6 protein-coding genes are annotated in these 9,329 nt (G+C 29.7%); all 6 read left to right on the plus strand.

Annotated features, from left to right (window positions below; all coding sequences use genetic code 11):
• The first annotated feature begins 2,199 nt into the window (after positions 1 to 2,199).
• Positions 2,200 to 2,766, plus strand: a complete 567-nt coding sequence (locus EC396_RS12770; protein WP_129367008.1) for a hypothetical protein — start codon at positions 2,200 to 2,202, stop codon at positions 2,764 to 2,766.
• A 142-nt stretch (positions 2,767 to 2,908) separates the two neighbouring features.
• A complete protein-coding gene (locus EC396_RS12775) occupies positions 2,909 to 3,328 on the plus strand; it encodes a hypothetical protein (RefSeq protein WP_129367009.1) in 420 nt (139 codons plus the stop codon).
• A gap of 145 nt (positions 3,329 to 3,473) precedes the next feature.
• Positions 3,474 to 4,040 (plus strand): hypothetical protein, encoded by a 567-nt coding sequence (locus tag EC396_RS12780; RefSeq protein ID WP_129367008.1) that lies wholly within the window; start codon positions 3,474 to 3,476, stop codon positions 4,038 to 4,040.
• Between the two features lie 300 nt (positions 4,041 to 4,340).
• Positions 4,341 to 7,532, plus strand: coding sequence for a type ISP restriction/modification enzyme (locus tag EC396_RS12785; RefSeq protein WP_129367010.1), 3,192 nt, complete (start codon positions 4,341 to 4,343; stop codon positions 7,530 to 7,532).
• A gap of 102 nt (positions 7,533 to 7,634) precedes the next feature.
• The gene (locus tag EC396_RS18225) at positions 7,635 to 7,757 is read left to right on the plus strand and encodes a hypothetical protein (protein WP_255421344.1); all 123 of its coding nucleotides are present in this window, start codon (positions 7,635 to 7,637) and stop codon (positions 7,755 to 7,757) included.
• Between the two features lie 107 nt (positions 7,758 to 7,864).
• The gene (locus tag EC396_RS12790; RefSeq protein WP_129367011.1) at positions 7,865 to 8,524 is read left to right on the plus strand and encodes a hypothetical protein; all 660 of its coding nucleotides are present in this window, start codon (positions 7,865 to 7,867) and stop codon (positions 8,522 to 8,524) included.
• The last annotated feature ends 805 nt before the right edge of the window (positions 8,525 to 9,329 follow it).

A 9,329-nucleotide genomic window follows, 5' to 3' on the forward strand; every position in this document is an offset into this window, starting at 1 on the left:
TCACTTCTACTCTACCGATTTTGAGAGTTGAAACGCGAAAAGCTCAATGAAACGGAGAAAATTAAAATCAGAACGGATTTGAGCATTGAAACGGATAAAAATTGCAGAACGTAAAAAGATAAATTAACAACAAAAAAAAAGGATTTTTATAAAAAAAAACACGAATGACAAATCGCGGAAAGTACTAAAATTCAATTATCAGCATAACGTGTCGCTAAAATTTGCTAACAACTCATAAAATTTATGCTTACATTTGATTTAGTACAAACGATAAACATTCAATAAACAATTTGCTACGTCCGAAAAATCTCCGATTTTCCAGTCGCACAAATCTTATAAAAGCCCGTTGCCATTAACTGCGGAAGAGCAACAAACTGATAAAGTTCTTTAAAATAAAATTCAACAAGTCTGACAAATTTCAGATTGACTTCCACTCTACTTTTTGATTTATAATTGATTATTTTCAATTTTTATTACAACGGAGAATTTGAGCAATGAAATAAATAATAAAAAAAGAATCAAAAGAAAATACTGTATGAGTTGAAAAATAGCAAAATAACTCAGAGGAATTGAAAATGAGCCTTAATTAATACACAAATGACAATGAGGAACTCAAGATAAACGTTAAGGAGTACAAAAATGACAATGAGGAACTCAAGATAGACGTTAAGGAATACAAGAATGACTATAAGGAGCGCAAGAATGACTCAAAGGAGTTAAAGATAAGCGTTAAGGAGTACAAAAATGACTATAAGGAACGTAAGAAAAACGTTAAGGAATAAAAGAGTGATTGAAATTAAAAAATAATAAAAATTGTAACTATGAAAAATGATTTGAATATAATGACCAAAAAGCAGCTAAATGGCAACAACTCATAAAATTTATGCTTACTTTTAAACTAAATAACGAACTGACAAACATTAAACAAACGATTTGCTACGTCCGAAAAATCTCCGATTTTCCAGTCGCACAAATCTTATAAAAGCCCGTTGCAAGTAATTACTCGGCGGAGTTTTGGTTGGATGTAAAACAGATAAAATTGAGTTTAATAAAATAGATTTTAAGATAAAAACCAAGAGGAGAATTGAGTTGATTTAAATTTCTATAAATGATAAATTCAGTAAAATGAGAAGATTGATTTTTTTTAATTAGTTCAATGACAAATTAAATAAAAATGATAAATTTGAGTTCACTTCTACTCTACTGATTTTAAGAATTGAAACGCAAAAAGCTCAATGAAACGGAGAAATTTAAAATCAGAGTGGATTTGAGTATTGAAACGGAGAAAAATTGCAAAACGTAAAAACAAGTAAAAAGATAAATTAATAACAAAAAACAAAAGGATTTTTATAAAGAACAAGAATGACAAATCGCGGAAAGTACTAAAATTCAATTATCAGCATAACGTGTCGCTAAAATTTGCTAACAACTCATAAAATTTATGCTTACATTTGATTTAGTACAAACGATAAACATTCAATAAACAATTTGCTACGTCCGAAAAATCTCCGATTTTCCAGTCGCACAAATCTTATAAAAGCCCGTTGCCATTAACTGCGGAAGAGCAACAAACTGATAAAGTTCTTTAAAATAAAATTCAACAAGTCTGACAAATTTCAGATTGACTTCCACTCTACTTTTTGATTTATAATTGATTATTTTCAATTTTTATTACAACGGAGAATTTGAGCAATGAAATAAATAATAAAAAAAGAATCAAAAGAAAATACTGTATGAGTTGAAAAATAGCAAAATAACTCAGAGGAATTGAAAATGAGCCTTAATTAATACACAAATGACAATGAGGAACTCAAGATAAACGTTAAGGAGTACAAAAATGACAATGAGGAACTCAAGATAGACGTTAAGGAATACAAGAATGACTATAAGGAGCGCAAGAATGACTCAAAGGAGTTAAAGATAAGCGTTAAGGAGTACAAAAATGACTATAAGGAACGTAAGAAAAACGTTAAGGAATAAAAGAGTGATTGAAATTAAAAAATAATAAAAATTGTAACTATGAAAAATGATTTGAATATAATGACCAAAAAGCAGCTAAATGGCAACAACTCATAAAATTTATGCTTACTTTTAAACTAAATAACGAACTGACAAACATTAAACAAACGATTTGCTACGTCCGAAAAATCTCCGATTTTCCAGTCGCACAAATCTTATAAAAGCCCGTTGGGTACAATTATGAAAAAGAAACTTTTGATATTATTTTTAGCTCTTTTTACAATCCTGATAAATGGACAGAATAAGATAAAAGGACAATTAATTGACTCATATGGAGAAATCACAATTACAGAAATAAAAGTCAACAATGGAGAATTACAAATTGATTTTGATAGTGGAAAATTTGAAATAAAAACTGATAATAATTCAATAATTGAAATCGAGTTCATATACTTTGGAGATTTTAAACTTAAATACATTATCGAGAATAATAGCAAAATAATTGATTTAGGAAAAATACATTTAATTGAGAGTAATAATTGGTTCGATGGTCCGAAAAATGGATATATTAAAGGAAAATATGATTCTGGAATAATTAAATATAACAGAGAGATAAGAAATTGGAAATTAAATGGAGTTTCAGAATTTTATAACAAAAAGGGTGAATTGACTCAAAAAGTTATTTTCAAGAAAAATATACCGATTGAAATTTATATTAGAAATGACAATGGAGATATGAAAGAATTGAATTATGAGTTTGACAAGAAAACTAGAACAATTGTAATAACTGTACCCAACAACTCATAAAATTTATGCTTTAATTCGAACTAATAGAAAATTTAAAAAATTAAATAAACAATTTGCTACGGCTGAAAAATATCGTATTTTTAAACCGCACAAATCTTATAAAAGCCCGTTGTATGCAATTGAAAAAAAAAAAATTAAACCTATGAAAAAAATTATTTTACTACTATTAACTACTTTGATTTTAACTTCTTTTAACGAATACCCTACATCAGAATTTAGCATTGTTGGGAAATGGAAAGGAGAAGATGAAAAAGATATCGGATACATTACTTTTCAAGATGACGGTTACGCATATTTTGAATTTCAAGGACAAATTATTGGCGGAAAAGAATTTGTCGTTAATGGAAAAAAAGGAACAATGACATATGAAGTTAATTATTTAAAAACTCCAATAGAAATTGATATTATTGTTCAAAAAATTGAAAGTGGAGAAATAAATAAATTATTGTGTATAGTAGAGAATATTGAGAAAAATGTTATTAAACTTCAAATGGATTTTAATGGAAATCGACCAATTGAATTTGACGATAAAGAAGCAATTATATTTCAGAGAGTGGAATAAAACTGCATACAACAACTCATAAAATTTATGCTTACTTTTAAACTAAATAACGAACTGACAAACATTAAACAAACGATTTGCTACGTCCGAAAAATCTCCGATTTTCCAGTCGCACAAATCTTATAAAAGCCCGTTGGGTACAATTATGAAAAAGAAACTTTTGATATTATTTTTAGCTCTTTTTACAATCCTGATAAATGGACAGAATAAGATAAAAGGACAATTAATTGACTCATATGGAGAAATCACAATTACAGAAATAAAAGTCAACAATGGAGAATTACAAATTGATTTTGATAGTGGAAAATTTGAAATAAAAACTGATAATAATTCAATAATTGAAATCGAGTTCATATACTTTGGAGATTTTAAACTTAAATACATTATCGAGAATAATAGCAAAATAATTGATTTAGGAAAAATACATTTAATTGAGAGTAATAATTGGTTCGATGGTCCGAAAAATGGATATATTAAAGGAAAATATGATTCTGGAATAATTAAATATAACAGAGAGATAAGAAATTGGAAATTAAATGGAGTTTCAGAATTTTATAACAAAAAGGGTGAATTGACTCAAAAAGTTATTTTCAAGAAAAATATACCGATTGAAATTTATATTAGAAATGACAATGGAGATATGAAAGAATTGAATTATGAGTTTGACAAGAAAACTAGAACAATTGTAATAACTGTACCCAACAACTCATAAAATTTATGCTTTAATTCGAACTAATAGAAAATTTAAAAAATTAAATAAACAATTTGCTACGGCTGAAAAATATCGTATTTTTAAACCGCACAAATCTTATAAAAGCCCGTTGTACACAAGCCGACAAAAGAAAAACCAGCCGCACGTAAAAGCACATTTGGTTTTTCCAACCGCATAAGCCAACGCTCCAAAAACCAAAAAAGCTTTTACTTCCCCACCACCCACCCAAAATGAAAAATTATCCTTTCAAACTAAAAATAAAAAGTTACTTTAGTACTTTGAAAATTTGAAAAAGATAAAATGACAATTCAACAATACATTCAAAATATCAATCAAAGATATTTATTAGGAAACGCAACCGAACATACTTTTAGAGGAGATTTACAACAACTTATTGAAAGTTTAGTAAAAGATGTACAAGCAACCAATGAACCAAAACGACAATCGTGTGGCGCACCCGATTACATTCTAACAAAAAAAGACATTCCAGTTGGATTTATTGAGGCTAAAGATATTGGCGATAAAGATTTAGAAGGTAAAAAGAAAACTGGAAACAAAGAACAATTTGACAGATACAAAGCTTCATTAAGCAATCTAATATTTACCGATTATTTAGAGTTTCATTTATATCACAGTGGTGAATTTGTTACAAAAATTGCGATTGGAGAAATCACCGAAAATGGAATCAAACCAATCACTGAGAATTTTATAGCCTTTGAAAATCTAATTAAAGATTTTTGTGTTCACGTTAGCCAAACCATAAAAAGCTCAAAACAATTGGCTGAAATGATGGCGGGGAAAGCACGCTTATTGTCTGATGTTATTGAAAAAGCATTGAATAGTGACGAAGACAATCAAGAAAACAGTACACTTAATGAGCAAATGGTTGCTTTTAAAGATATTTTAATACACGATATAACACCAAAAGGATTTGCCGATGTATATGCACAAACTATCGCTTACGGTTTGTTTGCTGCTCGTTTGCACGACCCAAGTTTAGATAGTTTTAGCCGTCAAGAGGCTGCTGAACTTATTCCTAAATCCAATCCGTTTTTACGAAAACTCTTTGGCTACATTGCTGGTCCCGATATTGACGACCGTATTAAATGGATAGTTGACAATTTAACCGAGATATTTCTTGCCTGTAACGTAGAACAAATTCTAAAAAACTACGGAAAGGCGACAAAAATGGAAGACCCAATTATTCATTTTTACGAAACTTTTTTAAGTGAGTACGACCCTAAGCTACGTAAAGCTCGTGGTGTTTGGTACACTCCTGCGCCAGTGGTAAATTTTATAGTACGAGCGGTTGACGATATTTTAAAAACTGAGTTTGATTTGCCACAAGGGTTGGCAGACACTTCTAAAACCACAATTAAAGTAAAAACTGACATTGCAAATAAAAACTTTAGTAGTGGTTATAAAGAGGTTGACCAAGAAGTACACAAAGTACAAATTTTAGACCCTGCAACTGGTACAGGTACATTTTTAGCCGAAGTAATTAAGCATATAAACAATAAATTTAAAGGGCAAGAAGGTATTTGGAGTAGCTATGTGGAAAACAGTTTAATACCTCGTTTAAATGGTTTTGAATTGTTAATGGCAAGTTATGCAATGGCACATTTACAACTAGATTTATTACTAAAAGAAACTGGTTTTAAACCGACCAAAAACCAACGTACGCGGGTGTATTTAACAAACAGTTTAGAAGAAGCACACCCCGATACAGGTACATTATTTGCCAATTGGTTAAGTAGCGAAAGTAACGAAGCCAACCACATAAAACGTGATACACCAGTAATGTGTATTATTGGAAATCCGCCTTATGCAGTAAGTAGCACAAATAAAAATGATTGGATTCAAGGTTTAATTTCTGACTACAAGAAAAATCTCAATGAACGTAAAATAAATTTGGATGATGATTACATTAAATTCATCCGCTACGGTCAACATTATATCGACAAAAATGGTAGTGGCGTTTTGGCTTACATCTCTAACAACAGTTTCTTAGATGGAGTTACTCACAGGCAAATGCGAAAACATTTGTTAGAGTGTTTTGATAAAATCTACATCTTGGATTTACACGGAAATGCAAAGAAAAAAGAAGTTTGCCCTGACGGAAGCCCTGACCAAAATGTTTTTGATATTATGCAAGGTGTTTCGATTAACATATTCGTTAAGACCGATAAAAAGAAGAAAACTGAATTAGGGGAAGTTTATCATTTTGATTTACAAGGTAAAAGGAATTACAAATATGAAACACTTAATAAATCAACTTTTTCTGAAATAAAATGGTTAAAACTTGAGTTCAAAAAACCTTATTACTTTTTCGTTCCAAAAGATTTTGAAGATATTCTGTGTTATGAAAAAGGATTTAAAGTTGATGAATTATTAAATGTTTATGTTTCAGGCGTTGAATCTGTTAGAGATTCTATTACTATACACTTAAAGCAAAATGAATTAAAATCTGTAATTGAAGACTTTGTCAATTTGGAAGAATCTGAAATAGCCTCAAAATACAACACTAAAGACGCAAGAGATTGGAAAATTGGTAGAGCTAAAGATGATGTAAGTCAAAATATTGATAATAAAAATGTTTGGCAGAATATAAACTATCGACCATTCGATATTAGAAAAACATTTTATACGGGTAAACAAAATGGTTTTGTTTGTAATGGAAGATATAATGTAATGAAACATATGTTAAGTCCAAATATTGGATTATTAATAACAAATAAGAATAGACAGCTTAGTTTGGGTTATGCCTTCATATCCGAATTTATTAGTGATCGTCATTTTCTGGATTCTGCAGCTGATTCTATGGCTATTTTCCCCCTCTATCTTTACACACATACCAATGGTCAACAAACAATTGAACAAAACACAGAACGTGTTCCAAACATAAATTCAGTAATTGTAAATGAAATAACTAAAAAGTTAACTTTAACATTTACCAACGAAAAAGAAATAACAAAAAACACCTTTGCTCCTATTGATATTTTAGATTATATCTATGCTGTTTTACATTCTCCAACGTATCGAGAGAAATACAAAGAGTTTTTAAAAATAGATTTTCCAAGAGTACCTTATCCAAAAGATGCAGAAACATTTTGGCAATTGGTAAAATTAGGTGGAAAAATACGTCAAATACATTTATTAGAAAGTCCAACAGTAGAAAACTATATTACAAGCTATCCAAAAGGTGGAGATAATAAAATTACCACCAAAGTTGGTATAAAAGATTGGGAGTTATTTGATAAAGAAAACGCAATTGGCAGAATTTGGATAAATGAAGAACAGTATTTTGATAATATTCCGTTAGTAGCTTGGGAATTTTATATTGGCGGTTATCAACCAGCTCAAAAATGGTTAAAAGATAGAAAAGAACGTACTTTAGAAATGGAAGATATATTCCATTATCAAAAAATTATAGTTGCCTTAACTGAAACCGATAGGCTTATGAAAGAAATTGATAAAATAGAAATTGAATAATTACAATTTTGTATATTAGCATAACAAAAACCGTAATTTATTGAAAATAAACGTGCGGAAATACAAAACAATGTTGCAGAAATAGAGAAACACCGTGCGAAAATGCAAAACAACCGTGCGAAAATTGAAAAAGAACGTGCGGAAATGCAAAACAATGTTGCGAAAATAGACAAACACCGTGCGGAAATTGAAAAAGAACGTGCGGAAATGCAAAACAATCCTTAAAGTATTGAAAAAGAGTTTTAAGGTGGTGTAAAAAAGCTATATGATATAAGCTAAAATCCTTAAGGATAGAGCAAGTAAATAAATTATTAATAAAAAAAAGTTGCAGTATGCCATTAAAAAAGAACCAAACCGAGGCGGAAGCCTTGGAACAGTACAGAGTATCATTTGAAAACGTAGAAAAACAAACAGAAATAGCCACAATTATGGCGGAGTTTGGTTACGATGAAACATTGTTAACAGAGGGAAAAACCTTATTAACAAAAACAAGAGAAATCTACGACTACAACAAAAAAGAGGATGATGAAAAATCAGCCGCTTACAAAAACTTCACCGAGATAAAAGAAAATTTAGCGAAAACTTACGGTATGCACCGTAAAAAAGCAAAAGTAATCTTTAGAAAAGAGCCAACTATATTGAATAAGTTAGCACTTACAGGAAGTTTACCAACTGCCTATATAAAATGGTTGGAGACAGTTAAGAAATTTTATACGGTCGCATCGAAAAATAAAGATATTCAAGACAAATTAATAAGATTAAAAATTACAATAGAGGAAATAAACGAAACAATTCAGCTAATATCAGATTTAGAAACAGCGAGAGCCGAGTATTTACGAGAAAAAGGAGAAAGTCAAGATGCAACAAAACTGAAAGACAAAGCATTCGGAGAAATTGACGATTGGATGAGTGAGTTTTATGCAGTAGCTAAAATTGGATTAGAGGACCATCCTCAACTTTTAGAATCATTAGGAAAATTTGTACGAAGTTAAGTTTCCCAAGAATAAGCACATTGGCAAACTCGCACGAGCCACGCTCCGCCAACAGTTTGCCAAAGAGCTTACAACATTCAATAAGGTTGATACATTCAACTACCAACGATAAAAAAGGCCAGTGTACAACAACGCATATAACAAATTGCTTAATTGTAATTAATAGGAAAATTTTAGTACATTTAAACTTATAAATAAACAACGGAAAATTGCGTTTTAAAACCCGCAACTTGCCATATTCAAGCCCGTTGTGTAAAATAGCGGAATTCACTCTGAATTCCTTAATTTGAGTATTTTAAGTTTAAATAATTGGATTGTCTGACAATTGCGCCGAGAAAAATTTTATCAAAAAAATATTCAAAAAAGCTCATTGAAATAAATAGAATTTAGCAACGAATTCTATAAAAATTTAAACTAAAATGACAAATCTCGGATTGTAAAATAGCGGAATTCACTCTGAATTCCTTAATTTGAGTATTTTAAGTTTAAATAATTGGATTGTCTGACAATTGCGCCGAGAAAAATTTTATCAAAAAAATATTCAAAAAAGCTCATTGAAATAAATAGAATTTAGCAACGAATTCTATAAAAATTTAAACTAAAATGACAAATCTCGGATTAAAAAAAAGCGGAGTTTGAGAGTTGGAGTTTGATTATTGGAATATTTAAGTTTAAATAATTGGATTGTCTGACAATTGCGCCGAGAAAAATTTTATCAAAAAAATATTCAAAAAAGCTCATTGAAATAAATAGAATTTAGCAACGAATTCTATACAGAAAAATCAAGTTAAAAAGAGAAATCTCG

Origin of the sequence: Lutibacter sp. HS1-25 (genome assembly GCF_004121075.1) — a bacterium.
Lineage (GTDB): Bacteria > Bacteroidota > Bacteroidia > Flavobacteriales > Flavobacteriaceae > Lutibacter.

What these genes read in the sequence shown, in the direction of transcription:
- EC396_RS12770 (WP_129367008.1), top strand. Translation starts at nt 2,200, where the DNA reads ATGAAAAAGAAACTTTTGATATTATTTTTAGCTCTTTTTACAATCCTG.
- EC396_RS12775 (WP_129367009.1), top strand. Translation starts at nt 2,909, where the DNA reads ATGAAAAAAATTATTTTACTACTATTAACTACTTTGATTTTAACTTCT.
- EC396_RS12780 (WP_129367008.1), top strand. Translation starts at nt 3,474, where the DNA reads ATGAAAAAGAAACTTTTGATATTATTTTTAGCTCTTTTTACAATCCTG.
- EC396_RS12785 (WP_129367010.1), top strand. Translation starts at nt 4,341, where the DNA reads ATGACAATTCAACAATACATTCAAAATATCAATCAAAGATATTTATTA.
- EC396_RS18225 (WP_255421344.1), top strand. Translation starts at nt 7,635, where the DNA reads ATGCAAAACAACCGTGCGAAAATTGAAAAAGAACGTGCGGAAATGCAA.
- EC396_RS12790 (WP_129367011.1), top strand. Translation starts at nt 7,865, where the DNA reads ATGCCATTAAAAAAGAACCAAACCGAGGCGGAAGCCTTGGAACAGTAC.